The organism is Dyadobacter sp. NIV53 (assembly GCF_019711195.1).
Classification (GTDB): domain Bacteria; phylum Bacteroidota; class Bacteroidia; order Cytophagales; family Spirosomataceae; genus Dyadobacter.
Genome location: NZ_CP081299.1, coordinates 3,277,276 through 3,297,465, shown reverse-complemented (window position 1 = coordinate 3,297,465; position 20,190 = coordinate 3,277,276). Strand labels below are relative to the sequence as shown.

At 39.4% G+C, this 20,190-nt stretch carries 21 protein-coding genes and 1 tRNA gene; 14 read left to right on the top strand and 8 right to left on the bottom strand.

Translation table 11 applies throughout. The annotated features are described in order from the left end of the window. Positions 1–1,092 carry a ligase-associated DNA damage response exonuclease gene (locus tag KZC02_RS13335; protein WP_221394542.1) on the bottom strand — a complete coding sequence of 364 codons (1,092 nt, stop codon included), beginning with the start codon at positions 1,090–1,092 and terminating at the stop codon, positions 1–3. Between the two features lie 134 nt (positions 1,093–1,226). Here KZC02_RS13335 and KZC02_RS13330 point away from each other — a divergent pair, with 134 nt between their 5' ends. The 9 genes from KZC02_RS13330 (at position 1,227) to KZC02_RS13290 (ending at position 8,152) form a co-directional block, all read left to right on the top strand. Next, positions 1,227–1,631, top strand: coding sequence for a DUF5618 family protein (locus tag KZC02_RS13330; protein WP_221394541.1), 405 nt, complete (start codon positions 1,227–1,229; stop codon positions 1,629–1,631). 168 nt (positions 1,632–1,799) lie between these two features. Next, positions 1,800–2,993 (top strand): ABC transporter substrate-binding protein, encoded by a 1,194-nt coding sequence (locus tag KZC02_RS13325; RefSeq protein WP_221394540.1) that lies wholly within the window; start codon positions 1,800–1,802, stop codon positions 2,991–2,993. Positions 2,994–3,107: 114 nt separating this feature from the next. Continuing rightward, a complete protein-coding gene (locus tag KZC02_RS13320) occupies positions 3,108–4,100 on the top strand; it encodes an iron ABC transporter permease (protein WP_221395044.1) in 993 nt (330 codons plus the stop codon). Positions 4,101–4,212: 112 nt separating this feature from the next. Beyond that, complete coding sequence (locus KZC02_RS13315; protein ID WP_229254384.1) at positions 4,213–5,139, top strand: ABC transporter ATP-binding protein; 927 nt, start codon at positions 4,213–4,215, stop codon at positions 5,137–5,139. 88 nt (positions 5,140–5,227) lie between these two features. Beyond that, complete coding sequence (locus tag KZC02_RS13310) at positions 5,228–5,632, top strand: hypothetical protein (RefSeq protein WP_221394539.1); 405 nt, start codon at positions 5,228–5,230, stop codon at positions 5,630–5,632. A gap of 60 nt (positions 5,633–5,692) precedes the next feature. Next, positions 5,693–6,091 (top strand): nuclear transport factor 2 family protein, encoded by a 399-nt coding sequence (locus KZC02_RS13305; RefSeq protein WP_221394538.1) that lies wholly within the window; start codon positions 5,693–5,695, stop codon positions 6,089–6,091. A gap of 40 nt (positions 6,092–6,131) precedes the next feature. Further along, entirely contained in the window at positions 6,132–6,749 is a 618-nt protein-coding gene (locus tag KZC02_RS13300) for a GNAT family N-acetyltransferase (RefSeq protein WP_221394537.1), read from the top strand. A 2-nt stretch (positions 6,750–6,751) separates the two neighbouring features. Then, entirely contained in the window at positions 6,752–7,651 is a 900-nt protein-coding gene (locus KZC02_RS13295; protein ID WP_221394536.1) for a carbon-nitrogen hydrolase family protein, read from the top strand. A gap of 102 nt (positions 7,652–7,753) precedes the next feature. Beyond that, positions 7,754–8,152, top strand: a complete 399-nt coding sequence (locus KZC02_RS13290) for a hypothetical protein (protein ID WP_221394535.1) — start codon at positions 7,754–7,756, stop codon at positions 8,150–8,152. A 78-nt stretch (positions 8,153–8,230) separates the two neighbouring features. Here the strand turns inward: KZC02_RS13290 and KZC02_RS32490 are convergent, their stop codons facing one another. The 7 genes from KZC02_RS32490 to KZC02_RS13260 form a co-directional block, all read right to left on the bottom strand. Further along, positions 8,231–8,359, bottom strand: a complete 129-nt coding sequence (locus KZC02_RS32490; RefSeq protein ID WP_255637440.1) for a hypothetical protein — start codon at positions 8,357–8,359, stop codon at positions 8,231–8,233. Positions 8,360–8,759: 400 nt separating this feature from the next. Next, on the bottom strand, positions 8,760–9,605 hold the full coding sequence (locus KZC02_RS13285) for a transposase (RefSeq protein WP_229254275.1): 846 nt from the start codon (positions 9,603–9,605) through the stop codon (positions 8,760–8,762). Between the two features lie 133 nt (positions 9,606–9,738). Beyond that, positions 9,739–10,089: a transposase gene (locus KZC02_RS13280; RefSeq protein WP_409014258.1), complete on the bottom strand. Its 351-nt coding sequence runs from the start codon at positions 10,087–10,089 to the stop codon at positions 9,739–9,741. Between the two features lie 184 nt (positions 10,090–10,273). Then, positions 10,274–10,347 (bottom strand) — tRNA-Asn (locus KZC02_RS13275). Between the two features lie 165 nt (positions 10,348–10,512). Next, complete coding sequence (locus tag KZC02_RS13270) at positions 10,513–10,794, bottom strand: hypothetical protein (RefSeq protein ID WP_221394534.1); 282 nt, start codon at positions 10,792–10,794, stop codon at positions 10,513–10,515. Positions 10,795–10,943: 149 nt separating this feature from the next. After that, a complete protein-coding gene (gene rsmG / locus KZC02_RS13265) occupies positions 10,944–11,564 on the bottom strand; it encodes a 16S rRNA (guanine(527)-N(7))-methyltransferase RsmG (RefSeq protein ID WP_221394533.1) in 621 nt (206 codons plus the stop codon). Continuing rightward, positions 11,555–12,685 (bottom strand): glycosyltransferase, encoded by a 1,131-nt coding sequence (locus KZC02_RS13260; protein ID WP_221394532.1) that lies wholly within the window; start codon positions 12,683–12,685, stop codon positions 11,555–11,557. Before KZC02_RS13260 ends, rsmG begins: the two co-directional genes overlap by 10 nt. 111 nt (positions 12,686–12,796) lie before the next feature. Between KZC02_RS13260 and tgt the strand changes: the two genes are divergently transcribed. From tgt to KZC02_RS13235, 5 genes are all read left to right on the top strand, one after another. After that, on the top strand, positions 12,797–13,930 hold the full coding sequence (gene tgt, locus KZC02_RS13255; RefSeq protein ID WP_221394531.1) for a tRNA guanosine(34) transglycosylase Tgt: 1,134 nt from the start codon (positions 12,797–12,799) through the stop codon (positions 13,928–13,930). A 227-nt stretch (positions 13,931–14,157) separates the two neighbouring features. Beyond that, positions 14,158–15,609, top strand: coding sequence for an OmpA family protein (locus tag KZC02_RS13250; protein WP_221394530.1), 1,452 nt, complete (start codon positions 14,158–14,160; stop codon positions 15,607–15,609). Positions 15,610–15,728: 119 nt separating this feature from the next. Next, on the top strand, positions 15,729–16,832 hold the full coding sequence (gene glf, locus KZC02_RS13245) for a UDP-galactopyranose mutase (RefSeq protein WP_221394529.1): 1,104 nt from the start codon (positions 15,729–15,731) through the stop codon (positions 16,830–16,832). A gap of 284 nt (positions 16,833–17,116) precedes the next feature. Next, positions 17,117–17,857: a polysaccharide biosynthesis/export family protein gene (locus tag KZC02_RS13240; protein ID WP_221394528.1), complete on the top strand. Its 741-nt coding sequence runs from the start codon at positions 17,117–17,119 to the stop codon at positions 17,855–17,857. Between the two features lie 6 nt (positions 17,858–17,863). Beyond that, complete coding sequence (locus tag KZC02_RS13235) at positions 17,864–20,155, top strand: tyrosine-protein kinase (RefSeq protein WP_221394527.1); 2,292 nt, start codon at positions 17,864–17,866, stop codon at positions 20,153–20,155. The last annotated feature ends 35 nt before the right edge of the window (positions 20,156–20,190 follow it).

The window sequence follows — 20,190 nt, the reverse complement described above, 5'->3', positions numbered from 1 at the left end:
TTAGCTGTTAGTCTGTGTAACCGGAATGGCCCCATCCTCCGTTTTCCCTTTTTCCCCTTCCTCCATCTTTCCTTCCTCCTCTTCTCCTTTCTCTACTTCCTCCTCATTTCCGTACATAGTATTAACTTCCCCGGCTTCAATGCCATTTTCATTCAGCCATCTTGAAAAAATACTTGTGTATCCGTGTGTTACGTATACTTTTTCTGCACCGGATTCTACAACTGCTGTATTCAGGTCCGGCCAATCCACGTGATCACTCAAAATAAATCCCTGGTCTACTGCTCTTCGATTTTTAGCACCTCGTAAAGCCATCCAGCCTGAGCAATATCCAAGAGAAAAAGGTGCAAATTTCTTGATCCAGGTACTGCTGTCAACCGACGGTGGAGCCAGTACCAGTGAACCCCTGAAAAGCTTACGGTCTGTTTCTTTTGTAACCAGCGTAAGTTCAGGCAGATCAAAACCCGCCTGTCTTAATCTTTCATTAAGCGTGTAAATTGCGCCGTGTGCATAAATGATTTTATCTTTCAGTTCAATCCCTTTTAAGATCCGCTGCATTTTTCCAAGTGAATAACCCATCAGAATACTCGCTTTGTCCTCTATTTTATTCTGAGCCCACCAATTATCAATTTCAGAAAAAATTTCCTGCTGAGGCTGCCACTTGTAAATAGGTAAACCAAACGTAGACTCAGTAATGAATACATTGCATTTCACCGGCTCAAAAGGAACACAAAAATGATCATCTTCCAGCTTGTAATCACCGCTTGCCACCCATATTTCCCCTTTATACTCCACCCGAATCTGGGCAGACCCAATAATATGGCCTGCGGGATGCAGGGAAAATGTAACACCATTTATTACAAATTTTTCTCCGTATTCAACTGTCTGTAAAGAGATATCAGGCCCCAATCTCAAACGCAAAATGGGTTCACTGTCTTTGTGGGACAGATAATGTTTGCTTCCCCAACGTGCATGATCGCTATGTGCGTGTGTGATAATGGCGAGGTCAACAGGTATCCACGGATCAATATGTGCATCTGCCTGAGAACAGTAGATACTTTTTCCGGTAAATTGTAAAAGAGGTTGTGATGGCATAAAGTAAAAAATAACAAAAGTGTGCCAGTTAAAAAATGTAATCCGGCAAATTAATGAATAAACAAGGCTCAAAAATTGTTAACTTTCAGGCAGATAAAACATCATCAACAATCTAATTCTTATCAAATTAAAGTATGAAAAAGGATTTAAAGGGAAATCTTACGGTTGGACTTGTACCTGTTGAAGAAGCCGAAAGATATTTGCAGAATGCCAGGGAGATACTCCGTGAAAAAGCAGGCAAAAAAGACGGGCTTTATGCGGATGTTAAATATGTTAAAATGGCTGCAGGAACGGCATATTCTGCGGCACTTCTTATTTTGGATGAATATCTTAAACAGAAAGAAGGAGATAAATTTACTAAACCAAAAAGTATAGAAGATTACACAAGCCGCGTTCGCAAGTATGACAAAAAACTTTTGCGACTGCTTGTCAATGTTTACGACGAACTGCACATTATTGGGTATTATCACGGTACAAAATCTATAGACACGATTCAGGCAGGTTTAAACAACGTAACACAAATGCTTACTTATATATGAATCAGGATTCTGTATAAATCCTGGGTTAAGCCTTGGGTTTATACAGAACCAATGCATAACTTCCACTTCAATTCTCACTACTTTTGTCATTATTCAGTCTGCTTTATACTATTTAAAAGTTGTAAAAAGCAATTAGTAGTCTTTGTCAGAAAAGACATCAGGAAATATATGACAATAAAAATTATTCAGTTTTCTTTCCGGTCGGCCGTTTCATTGCTGATCATATTAAGTCTTCTAACTGGCTGCCAATCTAAAAAGTCACAAAGTGATGGGCAGGAACCTACCTTTGACACAAAAAATTATTATCCTGAAAGAGTAAAAATCAATCATGCAAAAGGTTTTACAATTCAGTATTTTAATCATTATAAGGTCGTAAATATTTTAAGCCCATTTGAAAAAACGACGGATACTACAAAATACCTGCTTTTACAACGCGGAAGTACGCGGCCTGAAAATTATGCTGATTATCAGGTTATTGAGGTGCCAATTCGTAGCCTGGTTGCGATGTCATCCATGCATGTTGGATTGCTGGGTTTTTTGGAATCTTACGATATTCTTACTGGTTTGGCAGGCCTGCAATACGTTTATGCTCCGGAAGTGATTACGATGATTGCTGCCGGGAAAATCACCGAAGCCGGAAAAGACCAGGGAATAAATGAAGAAAAGCTTATTACAATGCATCCTGATCTGATTATGGCTATGGGAAGTCCGGGAGCTGGAATGGGGCATTACCAAACATTAAAAGATGCAGGAATTCCGGCTTTAATCAATTCTGAATGGGTAGAAACTACGCCTTTGGCCAGAGCTGAATGGGTGAAATTGCTGGCAGCTTTACTCAATAAGGAAAAACTGGTAAATCAAAAGTTTTCAGTAATCGAAAAAGAATATAACCGGCTGGCCGATCTTGCCAAAAAAACGACTCATAAACCTGATATTATATCCGGACTGAATACAAAAGATGTATGGTTTTTACCAAGTGGCGACAGTTATATGGCGCAGTTTTTCAATGATGCAGGGGCTGATTATCATTGGAGGAACACAAAAACAACCGGCAGTCTTTCACTTGGTTTTGAAACAGTTTATCCGGTTGCCCTGAATGCCGATTACTGGATGAATGTTGGTTTTAGCAGTAAGGATACAAAAAAGGAGATCCTGGCCCAGGATTCGCGTTACAGTGATTTTAAAGCATACAAATCCGGTAAAATGTACAGTTATAATAACCGGGTAAATGAAAAAGGGTCTAATGATTTTTTTGAATCGGGTAATATGAACCCGCAAACTGTATTGGCGGATATGATCAGAATATTTCATCCGGAATTACTCCCTGAACATCAGTTGGTTTATTATAAGCAAATAAAATAAATGGCTGCCGGCTGTTTAACCGGACGTCCACTAAATATTATACATGAAAATTGATTCTGCTGGTTCTTCCGGGTCACATAAACTGATTATAATCGGTCTTGTGATTCTGGTTGTATTCTTTTTTTACTGGATATACTGTTGGGCTCAGTCGAAATCCCTTTCAGTGAGGTAATCAGGATTATTTTTTCTCATGAATCTGATAATACTGCGTGGTTATTTATCATTGAAAAAATTCGTCTTCCCAAAGCCATTACTGCTATACTGGTAGGTTGCGGACTTTCGGTAAGCGGATTACAAATGCAGACTTTATTCAGGAATCCGTTAGCCGGACCATCAGAACTGGGTATTACTGCCGGCGCCGGGCTTGGCGTGGCTGCCGTTATGCTGACAGGCGGAAGCAGTACAAGTATTTATGCGATCAGGCAATTGGGGCTTTCCGGAAGCTGGTTAATTATAGCCATGGCTTCGCTGGGATCCGCACTGGTTTTGTTTATGATTTTATTGATTGCCGGCAGAATCCGTGACAATGTGATATTACTGATAGTCGGCGTTATGATCGGGACTATTACACTTTCTATAGTGAGCATCTGGCAATATTTCAGTCAGCCGGAACAGTTACAGGAATACATTATGTGGACATTTGGTTCTTTGGGTGGCGTAGTTCAGGATCATTTATATGTACTTTCTGTTGTTGTCGTATTTGGATTAATACTGGCCTTTATTTCTTCGAAAGCATTAAATGCACTTTTGTTGGGGGAGAATTATGCAAGAAGTATGGGTCTTACTGTTGGCCGGACGCGTTTTTTGATCATGGCCGGAACGAGCCTGCTCACGGGAAGTATCACCGCATTTTGCGGCCCGATCGGCTTTATTGGTATTGCCATTCCGCATATAACCCGCTCATTGCTGGGAACATCCGATCACCGGATTCTCATTCCTGCGACCTGCCTGGTTGGAAGTGTATTAATGCTGGTTTGCGATATTATTGCTCAGATGCCCGGCACACAAACCGTCCTTCCCATTAACGTAGTCACTTCCTTGTTGGGTGCTCCGGTTGTGATCTGGATTATTATCAGCCGTAATAACCTTCGTTCCTCTTTCTCATGAACGAACCAGCTTCTTTACTCGCAACCCGCGATCTGGCAATCGGATATAAATCAGGAGACAAAAAAAGATCATTTCTGATAAGCTGAATTTAAACTTGAATTCTGGGCAGCTGGTGTGTTTGTTAGGCCCAAACGGAGCGGGGAAATCAACACTAATGCGTACGCTCGCGGGATTACAGCCTGCAATATCAGGAGGAATCACTATTGAAAATCAGCAGCTTTCGGAGCTCAAACCAGCTGAACTTGCGAGAAAATTAAGCCTGGTTTTAACTGAACGAATTGATTCCGTAAATCTGACGATCAACGAAGTCGTAACGCTGGGAAGGACACCTTACACCGGATGGCTTGGGGTATTAAGCTCCCTTGATCACGAAAAAATAAACCAGGCTTTAACCGCTACTGAAACATTTACATACAAACACCGGAAAATTCATCAGCTGAGCGACGGTGAGCGGCAAAAGGTAATGCTGGCAAGGGCGCTGGCACAGGATACAAACCTGATTATTCTGGATGAACCAACTGCACATCTGGATTTGCCCAGCCGGGTTGAAATCATGCATTTGCTGCACACATTGGCACGCCAGACCAATAAGGCGATTTTATTAAGTACACACGAACTGGATCTGGCATTGCAGGCTGCTGACCAGCTTTGGCTCATGGATCAGCAAGGTAAAATGACAGCCGGCGTACCAGAAGACCTTGTGTTAAACGGTGCTTTTGAATCTGCTTTTGCCAAAAGCGGGTTTTACTTCAACAAAAGTTCCGGCACGTTTACGATCCATAAAGAAGCATTTTCATTTTATATCAAGTTATCCGGAAATACTGACCTCGTTTTCTGGACCAAACGAGCATTGCAAAGGGAAGGGATAGGGATTTATTCTGATGAAAATCCGGCTCCTGCAATTACTGTTACACAACCAGCAAAAGAAATCCAATGGAAGCTGGACTGGTATGGAACAGTGGCGACTTATACCAAAATGGAAACGCTAATAGATGCGATCAGAGTAAAGAGGAGCCAAAGTTCTGCTGATTTCCTTTAAAATAATGAAAATACAAATTAAGAAAAAGTGGCCAAAACAGAACTGAAACCTGTTTGGCCAGGTTTTACCTCTATAACAACATTCGCTAATGAGTCGTAAAAATATCAGATATGCCATTCTTTTCCTTATTGGCGCCGTCATTACATACATCGTTTTTGATTCCACTTCCCAGCCGAATGTAAATGATTTAAAAGGAGGATTTAAAGAAGTTGCTTTGTATAGAAATGAAAATAATACCGGGCCTATCACACGGATTTATGCCGTGACTGCGACGGAAACACTTTGGGACGAAATGAAAAAATATGGTGACCTGATGCCTTATACAAAATACGGAACAACCAAAGTTTACTTTTTTCAGGCAGCTAATTCTGCTCCGGATAAGCTTGTTGCCGGAGAGGTGAATTTTGAAAAATCCTTTAATCAGAATTGCATTGGCGTATATCTTAAAGATGCTAATGGCCAGGTTTCACTTACCAGAGAGCCATTCAAATAACAATTCCCGGTTTATCAAACACAAAATATAGTCAAATTCTTTATTCTTATATTTTTAAAAATGACTGCATTAGACATCGTACAACAATATTATTCAAGTTTCAATCAGAAAGACTGGCAGGGAATGCTGGCTTTGTTGCATAGTGAAATCCGGCATGAACCTAATCAGGGTGACCCAAGAATTGGTATCGAAAAATTTACGGAATTCCTTGGAATGATGGACGATTCGTATGAAGAAACATTAACAGACATGGTGTATTTTACTGAGCCTGGTAATACCCGCGTTGCAGTTGAATTTACAGTGAATGGTATATATAAAAAAGGTGAAGAGGGTTCGCCGGAAGCGCACGGACAATCTTACGTATTACCGGCAGCTGCATTTTTAGAAATAAAAGAAGGAAAGATCAGCAGGGTTACAACTTATTATAATCTTCCGTTGTGGATAAAACTGGTATCATAATCTACGGGCTACATACAAATGAGCAAAACTTCCGTCATTAATGAATTCAGTTGATACAATACCATTATTAACCTTCATCACCAAAAAAGGGAAAGAAATCGAATCCGTTTTTGATGATCTTGCGGCATTACGTATTGCTGTATTTCATGATTATCCTTATTTGTATGAAGGCACTGTTGCGTATGAAAAAGAATATTTGAAAACGTATGCAAATGCAGACCGGTCGTTTTTATTTGCGGTTTATGATGGTAAAAAAATGGTTGGTGCTACAACCTGTATTCCATTAAAAGACGAAACGACTGAGGTTCGTAAACCTTTTGAAGATTCCAATATGGATATTAACAGCATTTTCTATTTTGGAGAAAGTATTTTATTGTCTGAATACCGTGGTTCAGGTTTGGGGCACCGTTTTTTCGATGAACGGGAAGAGCACGCACGAAGTTTTGAAAATTATAATTTAACGTGTTTCTGCTCGGTTGACCGTGGTAAAGATCATTCTGAAAAGCCGGTTGATTACCGTCCAAACGATGTATTCTGGACTAAACGTGGTTATATAAAAGCACCATTGCTCGAAAGTTTTATGGAGTGGCCGGATATTGGCGAAACGGAATCTTCTTCAAAGAAAATGATATTCTGGACCAAATCACTGACTGAATAAATATGGATATAGTTATTGCTGCTGCCCAATATCCGATTACCCAACACAAATCCTTTAAAGACTGGAAATTACATATAGAGCGTTGGGTTGCTGATGCGGCGGGACAAAATGCACAGCTTTTGTTATTTCCTGAATATGGTGCCATGGAGCTGGTCAGCATTTTTTCAGAGGAAATCAGGCAGGATATCCGGCAGCAGGTAAAAGAACTGGACTCTATCAACGCAGATTTCTGTGAAGTTTTCTCGGATCTTGCAAAAAAATATAATACGGTTATTATTGCTCCAAGCATTCCGGTTATCGAAAGTGGTAAGAATGTTAACCGCGCTTATGTTTTTTCAGGAAAGGGTTTAGCCGGTTATCAGGACAAATTTTTTATGACCCGCTTTGAAAATGAAGAATGGGGGATACAAAGTGGTGAGAAAAACCTGACCCTATTTGAAGCTTCGTGGGGAAACTTCGGTATTCAGATCTGCTACGATGTTGAATTTTCGCTGGGGTCACAAATACTCGGTTCAGCAGGTGCCTCTCTCATTTTAGCTCCAAGTTGTACAGAAACGATCAGAGGTGCTACACGGGTTCATATTGGTGCACGAGCCAGAGCTCTTGAAAATCAGGTATATGCCGTTGTTTCCCAGACAGTTGGTCATGCACTTTGGTCGCCTGCGGTTGATATTAATTATGGTTTTGCTGCTTTTTACTGCACTCCGGATAAAGATATGCCGGAAGAAGGGATTATTTCAACAATGACCCCACAAACGGAAGGCTGGCTGATTGAGCCGGTTGATTTTTCTAAAATTGAAGCGGTCCGAAACGATGGGCAGGTTTTTAATTATAATGATCATCAGCAGTTAAAAAATGGCTTTTTACAAGAAGAAGTTCGTATAATCAGAAAGTTTGTTTAGGCAAAACTGGCTCAATTCCTTCCTCTGGCTTCATTTTTTAGGTGGTTATTAACGTAAGCCGCAAAATGAAAATCAACATACGTAAGACTTAATGACTCGGATATGAACATAGGAAATATTGATATATTGGGAGATCAGGAAGAAACGCTGGGTACTGCGGCTGATTTGAGTGAAGAAATTGTCGTAGATGTGCAAGCAGCTGAAAGCCTCGGCAGCAGGGTCAAAATTGAATTTGAGACTTCGCGTGGAATCTGCACCGGGTATTATACGGCCAATGACCTGGGGCACGAAGAACTGGAAATGGAGCCTGAATCAATTGTTACATTGACCACCTTATTTCCTGCATATTATGGCACTTATATTAATTCGCTGAATAGAGATTGGGTTGATATTGATCTTTCAGAAAAATATGATGATGGCCGGCACTCCGGTGGCCGGCACTCCGGTGCGCCGGAATATAAGATTTTCAACAGGATTTTAGAATTTGGTTCAGTTGAATAAAAAATTGTAACGCATAAAAAAACCGGGTATAGCCCGGTTTTTCATTTTTTAGTTGTTGCTGAAATTTAATTTGACACATCAAAAATAAAACCCTCTTGTTTCGACGTAGACCAATGCAAATAGTATAAATGCCATGATCAGAATAACGAGATCTTTGAACGAATTAGATTTTTTTGTCGCTTCCATGTTGATTTTTCCTTTTTTCACTTCCCGGTTCTGATCATGAACTATCTCAAATCCGAAAGGTGATTGACGATTTTAATGTTAGACGCCCTTCACATTCGTAAGTCACAATTCGTCTAAAACTTTTTTTGAAGTTATTCTATGTGTTTGTTTAAATCTTTAGCCAAAGAAACAGCGATTAGCCAATTGCTGCTTATCGGAACCTGTTGTTAATGAAGTAGAGATCTTATTCCTTTTTTGTATTGTACTCATTCGGAAATTCATACAACCGGTAATCAATAGGGAAGGAAATTATGGTAAATCTAATCACCGCAGATTTTTCAATAAATAAAAGACTAAAATTGCCGTATCATGATAATTCCAGGATGGCAGAGGTGGAATTTTGGGATCAAGCTGAAAACTTGGGGGAAGAAACGAAGGGATTTCATGCATAGAGTTTCGCTAGCCTGAAAAGGAAGAATGAAATATCCCTGACGCCTCTTGATGTAGATCTAAAAGCTTTGATTTTCGCGTTGAATGATTCCGCCGAAGCGTTTGTGCTTTTGTTATTGAAAAAATTTAAGATTCCCAAATAGTGTATTTGAATGGATCTGGAGACGGTTTTAAACGAATCTATTCCGCAGTCTTCTACTTTATTGTGCCAAAGTGCCAGCTTTTTAAAAGCCACTTCCTTCGACTTGCATGTACGAAATATGGCCCCCAAATCCAGCGATATGGTATAGGCTTTCTTAATCAATGGGTAGTGCTCAAACAACAAGTTTGCCCTTCTTAATTGCGAAGCTGTCCACTTGTCTGTATGTTTAAATAGCAGGTACCTGCTTCTGGCTAGTAATTGCTTAACAGTATCCCCGTTTTCAAGAAATTCCGGTTCAAAATTTATGCCAGACTCTTTTGCTGTTTTAACTGCTTCATTTTCCTGATCAAGTGCTTCCCAGCGGTATTTTATCCTGATTTCCTGAACCGCATCATATGCTAATTTTTGCACATGGAAGCGATCTATCACCCGAGCAGCCTTGATAAAACAGCGTTTTACTATTAGGTTCATGTTGGCAGCCATCTCTAACGTTACTTCCTTAACTTTGTCTCGGAGACGCTTTGGGATTTTACGTAAAACATCAATTACATTTTCCGCCCGGGTACCTTTAATCATGGCAACGAGTGCGCCTTTCTTGCCCTTTGCTGCTTTGTTAGTAACAATAGTATAAAGTTCTCCATTGGACAGAGCTGTTTCATCAATACTTAAATGAATTCCTGTATTGTAAGAAAACAACATCCAGTCCCCAGCATGCTCTTTTTGATCCCGTTGACGATAATCGCTGATATGATCTTTATACTGCTGCTGTAATTGTTTGCCGTCTAAATGGAAATATTTCCCTAACTGAAAACAGCTAACTGGATTATTATCAATACATTCCTTTTAAAAAATCAGCAAACTCTTTGGCTATTCGAGTTCCCTGCTGCACAACTTTCCAGTCTCTTGATATGATCTCGCCAGTTCCCCTGATTTCCCAACGTCGACGTTTGATACAGAGTGTAACCTTCTGATTACGAATAGGAAAGTCCTGAATATAAATTTCTGGAAGGAAGCCTTTGGACTCTAATTTCTCGTCTTTATATTCGACAGGAGTAATATTCTTCTCTTCTAAATAGATGTTCAAGCCTGGGATGGCTTCAACGACTTTGGATAATTCGAAATATTCTAGGATGCCTTCTGGCAAAAGGATACGCACAAGGGCTTGGTATGAATCGTTCAATGTAGACAAAATTGCTTCAGGGTGCAAAGCAAATAATAATTCAGCTTCCCCCCAAGTTTTCAGCTTGATCCGAATTTTGACTTGTTCCTAATTCTATTTGATCCCAAAGCGGTTGTGTATCAAATTGTGTATCAAATAAAAAAGCACCTACAAGTTTTATCTTGTAAGTGCTTGACTTTCAGGGCTCCCGAAGTTGGGCTCGAACCAACGACCCTCTGATTAACAGTCAGATGCTCTAACCGGCTGAGCTATTCAGGAATCTTTTTTGCTTTTTTTTCCTCTGATTAATTTTCAGATGCTCTAAACGGTCGGCAAACGTTTTGTGAGCTATTCAGGAATTTTTAAATCCGGTTGTTATACCTAATTGTGGTGCAAATGTAATCCTAAGATTTATATAGCGCAAGTCTATCGCCAAAAAAAGTTTTACGCTTGTACCTTTTCAAGTATTAACTCCTTGACTTTCTTGGCATCACCTTTGCTAAAATTATTGATAATAATTTCGGGGCGCATCCTTGGAATAACCCGAATTGTTGAAAATACTACTCCATTGTCAATTTCTACGCCGGATATATCAGTATAAAACACAAAATTGTCAGTGCTTTTCAAAAATTTCTTGACAGTAAATGTCACACCCTTTTCTCCAAAAGTCACTTCGTCGGGAAAAAAAGGATTCATTAAGCCGCTGGCACTATATTTCTCGTTCATTTTGGTTGAGGTTATAAATTACTTATTGATATTATTTTAAAGTCAAAGTTCTTTGCTGTAAATCTCTCTAACGCTCCGGTTTTTACTTCATACCGTTCCATCGGTCTTAAACGTAATTCTAAACTTTTGACCCTAAACTCTAAACTCGACTACAAAGGTACATATACCACCTTCTTGGTTTGAAAAAATTCTTCTTTAAAGTAATCAGAAAGTTCGTACACCCGTGTTTTAAGGTTCAGTTCTGCAATTTCCTCTGTCAGGTCTCCGCCTTTTAAGTATAAAATACCGTTCCTGAGCGAGTGAAACGAATTGCGGCTTATATTTTTCCGAACCCAGCCGGTGAATGGCGTTAAGCGGGTAACTGCACGGCTGACAACAAACTCGTATTCATCTTCCAGCTTTTCGGCGCGTATCTGCTCTGCTTTTACGTTTGTCAATTCCAGTGCCTGGGCTATTTCCTGCACCACCCTGACCTTTTTTCCAATGCTGTCTACCAGATGAAACTGTACATCCGGAAACATTATGGCAAGCGGAATACCCGGAAAACCACCACCTGTTCCTACATCAAGAATACTCGTACCAGACTTAAACTGTATGACTTTTGCAATGCCCAGGGAATGCAGAATGTGCCGTTCGTATAAGGTGTCAATATCCTGCCGGGATATTACATTTACTTTTGCATTCCAAAACTGATATAATTCTTCCATCTGAGCCATCTTATCCATTTGGGAAGCTGTCAGGTCGGGGAAGTACTTTTTAATTAATTCCATGTAGTCCTTGGTTTTCTTTTGATCATCGCCAGGAAGCCGAAGATAATATAATACATAAATAATGCGAAGTCCATTAATAAAAAGCTAAAACCTTCCACAGTTTTATCAAGTTTGTTATTAATCCTGGACAATAGAAACCATTGAATGAGCCAGCGAACGGTGAAAGTACCACCAAGAACCGCCAGTAAGGGCATATCTTTTTGCCATATTCCAAAGATCAGAACAAAAATTCCGATTGTCCAAACCGCTACATGTGCTCCGGAAAGCAATCCCAGCAGGACTTTATTTCTTGGTTTATAATGTTTGCTGACTGACAAATGCCGCTGCTTTTGTTTGAACCAGGTTTTCCAGGTTGTTTTTGGAGTAGAATAAACAAAGGATTCTGATTCGACTGATATGGCAGTATTGGAACTGGTAGAAACTTCATTCAGAAAAATATCATCATCTCCGCCAAACACATGACGATGGGTATAAAAGCCTTTATTCGCAAAAAACACAGATCTTTTGTAAAGGATATTTCTTCCAACACCCATGTATGTCATCCCGGCCAGGGTGAATGAAAGGTATTGTACAGCAGTATAAAATGTTTCGCAGCGAATAAACCAGTTAAGGAAACCTGATTGTTTCAGGTAGGGAGAAAAACCCAGAACGATGTCCCGTTCATCACTCAGTCGTGAGGTCATTGCAGTGATCCAGTGATTGGAAAAAGGGCGGCAATCTGCGTCGGTCATTAAGGCGATCGGATATTTGGCCTGCTTCATACCAACTGTCAACGCGTATTTTTTAGGAGTTACATGCTCGAACTGATCGTTGATCCGGATGTAGCGGATATGTTTCCAGTCATTAATATGCGCTCTTATAAATTCTTCGCTGCCATCATCGGAACGGTCGTCCAGCAGGATAACCTCAAAATTATTATATTCCTGTGCATCCAGCAACGGAAGCAGTTCTTCCAGATTTTCACGTTCATTCCATGCACAAACCAATACGGTAACACCCGGGGTTGAACAGTCATAATTTGTATTGTTCTCATAAAATGCGAGGCGGGTAAAAAAGAAGAAATAGTAGAATAACTGGATAAGCACAAATGTCCCTAGTGCTAAGAGTAAATAATCCGCCACAATTGAAGAGAGAAGTAAAAAAAATGATATTCATTACAAATATACGGTCATTGTCAGCAATGTTAGAAAGCTTACTGCTATTTTTGCGCTCTAATATTTTAAAACCCCTGAATGAATTTCAAATTACAAGCGCAGGATTCACAGTCAAAGGCAAGGGCCGGAGTTATTGAAACGGACCATGGGTCAATTCAAACGCCAATTTTCATGCCTGTCGGAACAGCCGGAACTGTAAAAGCCGTACATCAGCGCGAATTGAAGGAGGATGTAAAAGCACAAATCATACTAGGAAATACGTATCATTTATATTTAAGGCCAGGACTTGATATATTAAGTAAAACCGGTGGACTGCACGGCTTCAACGGCTGGGACAGACCCATTCTTACAGACAGCGGCGGGTACCAGGTTTATTCTCTGGCAGGAACAGGGAGAAAGATAAATGAAGAAGGTGTGGTATTTAAGTCACACATTGACGGTGGGATACACATATTTACCCCGGAAGGGGTAATGGATATACAACGCACGATTGGAGCCGACATTATTATGGCATTTGATGAGTGTACGCCTTATCCATGTGACTATACGTACGCCCGTAAGTCCATGGAAATGACGCATCGCTGGCTTGGCCGCTGCTGTTCACGGTTTGATTCTACCGAGCCGCTTTACGGATATAATCAAACGCTTTTTCCAATTGTACAGGGAAGTGTATATAAAGATTTGCGCACACAATCTGCCGAAGTAGTTGCATCTTATGGGAGAGAAGGAAATGCAATCGGCGGATTATCAGTGGGTGAGCCTGCCGAAATCATGTATGAACTTACTGAGGTAGTATGTGATATTTTGCCGAAAGACAAGCCGCGTTATCTGATGGGAGTGGGTACTCCGGCTAATATATTAGAGTGTATTGCTTTGGGTGTTGATATGTTCGATTGCGTAATGCCCACAAGAAATGCACGCAATGGCATGATTTTTACCACACAGGGAATCATTAATATCAGGAATGAAAGATGGAAGGACGATTTGTCTCCTGTTGATGCCGAATTAGGTGGGTATGCGAGTACATTTTATTCGAAAGCATATTTACGCCATTTAGTAAAATCCGGGGAAATGCTTGGCGCGCAAATTGCAAGTATTCACAATTTAACGTTTTATTTGTGGCTGGTAAACACCGCTAGAGAAAAAATTATAGAAGGCAAATTTGCATCGTGGAAAGAAGAAATGGTGAAGAAATTGATGGAACGGCTCTAAAAGTTAAAAAAAGGACGTTTCTTTCATGAAGTTTTTTAATATAATTGCAGGAAAGTTACCCATTTATATAAATAGAGGTTGATTAAATCATATTGTTAACCTAATTTTGTGCCCGCTAGGCATTTTGATAAAAGATAAATGGCCATGAAATAGTTTTAGTTTATTTACTCGTAATTGACTAATAAAGATCAATCCTAGTTAATCTTAATAACGCTAACTTGAATAGTATGAAAAAAGTATCCCAGTTGATTTGTTCGCTTGCTTTGGGGACGATGATGGCATTGCCTTCTATCGCACAACCATTAGAGCAGCCGAATTCTCCAGATTACAATCCAAAAGCTACGTACGACGGTCCGTACAAAATGAACACTTGGTCGATCTCTGCACACATTGGACCATCTATGTTTTTTGGAGACTTACGGGAATATGATTTCTGGCCTGTAACAAAAACAAACAGTGACAGCCACAAAGAATCCGGCACTTTTCAAGGAGGCATATCCATTAACAAGCAACTATCTTATCTATTTGGTGCGCGTTTGGATGGAAGCATCGGTAAACTAAGAGGAATGAAACGCCGTACATACGGACGTTATTTCGAAACTGGTTATGGCGATGTAAGTCTTTCCGGAACCGTAAATTTGAAAGGCCTTTTATTAGGACCTAACAAAATGAAGCGTTGGAAAGTTGATGTCTATGCCGGTATCGGTCAGGTATTCTACGATGCAACAGCTTACAGTCTTGTAGGAGGAACTACTCTGCGCGAAACTGGTAAGAAAAATGACTGGATGATTCCAACAGGTTTAAATGTAAGTTACGAATTGACTTCACGCCTTGATTTAGGGCTTGACTTCCGTTTGAACCATACAAATTCTGATTATCTGGATGCTACATATGGTGGTGATTATTCTTTGAACCCTACCGAATTTAGCATAAAAGATCAGAAAACATCTCGTAAAGGGAATTCTGAACTGGACTCATACGGTTACGGTTCAGTTCAGCTGACTTACAAATTAGGTAAGAAAGCACTTAAAGTGAAGAAAGTTGACGGTAAATGGGATTACAAACCAGAAGATGGTTACTATAACCTGCGTTATACTGATCCTAAGGTTTTGCTTAAACCTGTAAAAATCCTTACACTTGAAGAAATGGATTCTGTTGCAAAAGCAAACCGTCCAAAAGATATCGATCCTCGTTTGTTGCTGGATACAGATGGTGATGGTGTTTCTGACTTCTTCGATAAAGAACCAAATTCTCCGGCAGGAAGTGTTGTTGACGGTAGCGGTCGTGTTCTTGACTTTGATACTTATGTTAAAAATGCATTGGCAACAGGTGCCGCTTGCAGCGAAATATTTGCTAACGTTCAGTTTGAAACAGATAAAAATGTTTTGAAACCTGAATTCCAGGAAATGCTTAAAAATGTTGCTATGCTGATGAACAAAAATGGCTGCCGCTTACAATTGGCTGGTCACGCAGATCGTCGTGCAACAGATCGTTACAATATGGGTCTATCACGTCGCCGTGTGGATGCAGTTAAAAACTATCTGATCAACGAAGCAGGCCTTACAGATCCTAGCAAAGTAATTGTTGACTACTTCGGTTCATTCAAACCAATAGCTGACAGTGCAACACGTGATGGTCTTCAAAAGAACCGTCGTGTTGAATTGAAACTTCTTCCATAATAATGGGAATATTATTGAAATGAGAAAGGCTCCCAACGGGAGCCTTTCTCATTTCAGAACAACTTTACTCAACGAATAATAAAAATCAATACAATCATAAATAATTAGAATCGGTTGAAATGAAACAATATGATTACTTAATTGTAGGCGCTGGTTTGTGGGGTTCCGTATTTGCACACGAAGCTAATAAAAGAGGAAAGAAATGCCTGGTAATTGACCGTCGTACACACACTGGGGGAAATACCTTTTGTGAAGAAGTAGAGGGTATCAATGTTCATAAATATGGTGCACATATCTTTCACACGAACGATAAGGAGATATGGGATTATGTGAATTCATTTGTAGAATTCAACAGATACACTAATTCTCCTGTTGCAAATTACAATGGCGAATTGTACAATTTGCCGTTTAATATGAATACCTTTTATCAGTTATGGAAGGTGAAAACACCTGCGGAAGCACAGGCGAAAATAAAAGAGCAAGTAATTGCGGCAGGAATAACCGATCCGAAGAATTTGGAAGAACAGGCTATTTCCCTGGTAGGTACCGATATATATGAAAAGCTGATAAAAGCTTATACGGAAAAACAGTGGGGCAGAAAAGCTACTGAACTTCCTGCATTTATAATTAAACGCCTCCCGGTTCGCTTTACTTTTGACAACAATTACTTTAATGACAAATATCAGGGCATTCCAATTGGCGGATATAATAAATTAACGGAAGGATTGCTGGAAGGAATAGAAGTAAGATTGGGTATTGACTTTTTCCAGGATCGTGAAGAATTGAGCGATCTTGCAGAAACGATTGTTTATACCGGTCAGATTGATGAATATTTTGGATTCCTGCACGGATCATTGGAATATCGCAGTTTACGTTTTGACAATCAAGTTCTGGATGAGGAGAACCATCAGGGTAATGCAGTGGTTAATTACACTGATGGAGAAACGCTTTTTACTCGTATTATCGAGCACAAACATTTTGAGTTCGGAACACAACCTAAAACGGTCATAACACACGAATATCCCCAGGAATGGACAAAAGGTGCAGAACCTTATTATCCTGTAAACGATGACAAAAACTCTGAGATTTTCAGTAAATATAAAACGCTTGCTGCGGAAGAAGATCATGTAATTTTCGGTGGCCGTCTGGCTGAATACCGGTATTATGATATGCATCAGGTTATTGGATCTGCTTTGAAAAAAGTAAAAACGCATTTCGCATAAAAAAATCTTAATATCATTTTAAAGTACTGCTTTTTGGCATAAACAGCCTGAGAGCGGTACTTTTTTGTATTTAAGAAAGTTGCTTTTTTTGGCAAACTGAACTGGTAAATAATCGATTATTTATTCTGATACTTAATATAATCCAACGCGTCTAACAATCTCAACATGAAATTTATACAATTCACGTAATCCTCTTTTAATTTATTATTATGGATAGGCCACTTTCTATTATACAATTGCCTGTCCGCTGCTTATATATCTGGGCAATTTGCTGCTTTCTTTCTATGTGTTTTTCATGTAAAACAGTAAAGAGAGTTGCCTATTTCCAGGATATTCCTGATTCAGTTTCTCAACAACCTTCCATACTTAATCTTGCTGTTTATACAGAACCTGTTATTCTCTCCGATGATATTCTAAGTATAACAATCCAAACAATTGAATCTCCGTTGAATGGATTTGCCAATACAATATCAGCTTCACTTCCCAATTCGTCGCCATCCCAGCTTTTTTCAGGTTATCAGGTGAATAAAAATGGAGTGATAGAAATCCCGGTTTTAGGAAAAATAATTGTGGGAGGACTTACCACGGCCATGGCCCAGGATTCGGTATACAAACGGGCTTCGAAGTATTTTAAAGAGCCGGTTGTTGCTATTCGTTTTGCCAATTTTACTGTGACGGTTTTGGGGGAAGTAGCAAAGCCAGGCAGTTACAATTTGCCCAATGAAAAGACATCAGTATTAGAAGCATTGGGTATAGCCGGGGATTTAACTATTTATGCCAGGAGAGAAAATGTTCTTATACTTAGAAACAGCACGGATAGAAAACATGCTGTCCGGTTAGACCTGAATTCTACTGCTACCTTTCGTTCACCCTATTTTTATGTAAAACAGCATGATATTATTATAGTAGAACCAAACAAAGCCAGAATAACAGCTTCTACTGATGGTAACAAAACACGTAATTATGCTCTGATAGCATCGGGATTATCAGTATTGATCATCCTTATTTCCAGACTTACTTTCTAAACATTTATGAGTTCAAACCGCTTGGAAAATGTTACTGCAACTTTGGGAAATCCTGGTCAAAATGAATTATTGATCAGGAAATTATGGCAGCTATTGTATAAGTGGTACTGGTTTGCTTTGTCACTGGTAATATGTCTTTGCATCAGGTTTATTTTCTTGCGTTACACTACACCGAAGTACGAAATCCATGCATCAATTCTGGTAAAAGACGATACGAAGGGTACCGATTCGGGAGAAGCAGCCTTATTGGAGGGTTTAGGATTATCGTCAGGAAAAAGCAATGTTGATAACGAAGTAGAAATACTAAAAAGCCGAACACTGATGGAAAGTGTTGTGAAAGACCTTCAGCTCTATGTCCAGTATTTTGCTTCAGGGCACGTTAAAACCACAGAAATTTATGATAAATCGCCCATTTTACTCACTTACGTTGATCCGGAAGCTGCTGTGTCTATTCATCATGAGATCACTTATTATTTGTCTTTCGGAGGTAAAAACCGATTCACTTTAACCGATAATATTCAAACCTGGAATCAGGCATTTGGTGATACTTTTCATCTTCCGACCGGCTATGTGGTATTAACCAGGACGGCATTCAAACTTGTATCAGAAGATACTTACTCCATTAAAGTAACGGGTGTAAAACAAACAGTGAATAAATTCAGTCAGGAATTATCAGTGCTTGCAACTAATAAACTGGTTAGTATCATTGATCTGAAACTAACAGATATTTTACCTTCAAAAGGAGAAATACTACTTGAAAAACTTATTGAAAATTATCTCCATACAAGTATTACCGACAAAAACCGGATTGCTGACAGCACCATCGCTTTTATAAATCAAAACTTAAAACTGGTGCTGGAAGAACTTACTGATGTTGAGAAGCAAATTGAAGAGTTTCGTACCAGAAATCAGGTAACTGATATAAACGAACAGACTAAATTGCTTTTGAATAATTACAGTCAATATGATAAAGAACGTGTTACCAATAAAGTACAATTAAAAGTAATTGAATCGCTGCTGGCTTTTATAACTGAAAATCCTACCAAACCTATTCCGTCTTCAATCGTTATGCAGGAGGCTGGTTTTATCCTGATGGTTGAACAATACAATACGACACAACTATCACATGAACGGGCGTCTGCCATCCACACCAGCGAGCATCCCGGTTTGCAAAGTCTTGACATTCAGTTAAGAAGAATGAGAGATGGATTAATATCTGATATTGAATCCAGGAGAAAAGAGCTTCAATTAAAAGACAGAGAAATTAAGCGGTATACATCTGGATTTCAGTCTCAGATTGATCATATTCCAGCCAAAGAAAGGGTGTTTCTTGATTATACGCGGAAGCAGGAAATTAAACAGGAATTATATATTTTTCTATTAAAAAAACGTATTGAAACTTCCATTTCCAAATCTTCAACACTTGCAAACGGGCGTGTTATCGACCCGGCAAAAGCAGACGATATTCCCATTACGCCTAATAAACAATTGACCCTGATTTTAGCCCTGCTTCTGGCTTTGTGTATTCCAATTACAGTTTTTTACACAATTGACATTTTTAATACCACCATAACTGATAAATCAGACGTTATGGATCTGGTAGATTTACCCATCCTGGCAGAGATTGGGCATAATCAGACTGGCGTTATAAACATAATCCATCAAAATAACCGCGGCCAAATTGCTGAACAATTCAGGGCGCTTCGCACCAATCTGAAATATGTAACAGGTACGGAAAATGATCAGGTTGTACTTGTGACTTCGAGCATGAGTGGTGAAGGGAAAACATTTATTTCAATAAATTTATGTGCCACTTTACAGTTAACCGGCAAGAAAGTAATCCTGGTAGAGTTTGATTTGCGAAAACCAAAAATAGCAGGTTACTTTCATTTAAAGGGTAAAGGCCTGACAGATTACCTTATCACAGACATCAATACAGAGGATATCATTCAGTCATCGGGTAATGATGGTTTTGATGTAATTACCTCCGGCCAGTTACCACCTAATCCCACGGAGTTAATGCTTTCCCCAAAGATTGCGAACCTGATTAATTTGCTAAAAGAAAAGTACGATTATATTATTTTAGATACAGCACCAATGGGTTTAGTGACCGAAACCAAACTTTTGAGTCCACATGCTGATATGAGCCTTTATGTAATCCGCCAGAAATTTACCTCCCGGCATCAGATCAAAGATATTCAGCAGATTTCCAAACAAAATATTTTGGCAAAACTTAACTTAATTCTCAACGATGTCAAAGCTATTCCGGGATACGGATATGGCTATGATTATTACTAATACGGCTTTTCTCAACGTGAATTGAAAAGAATACA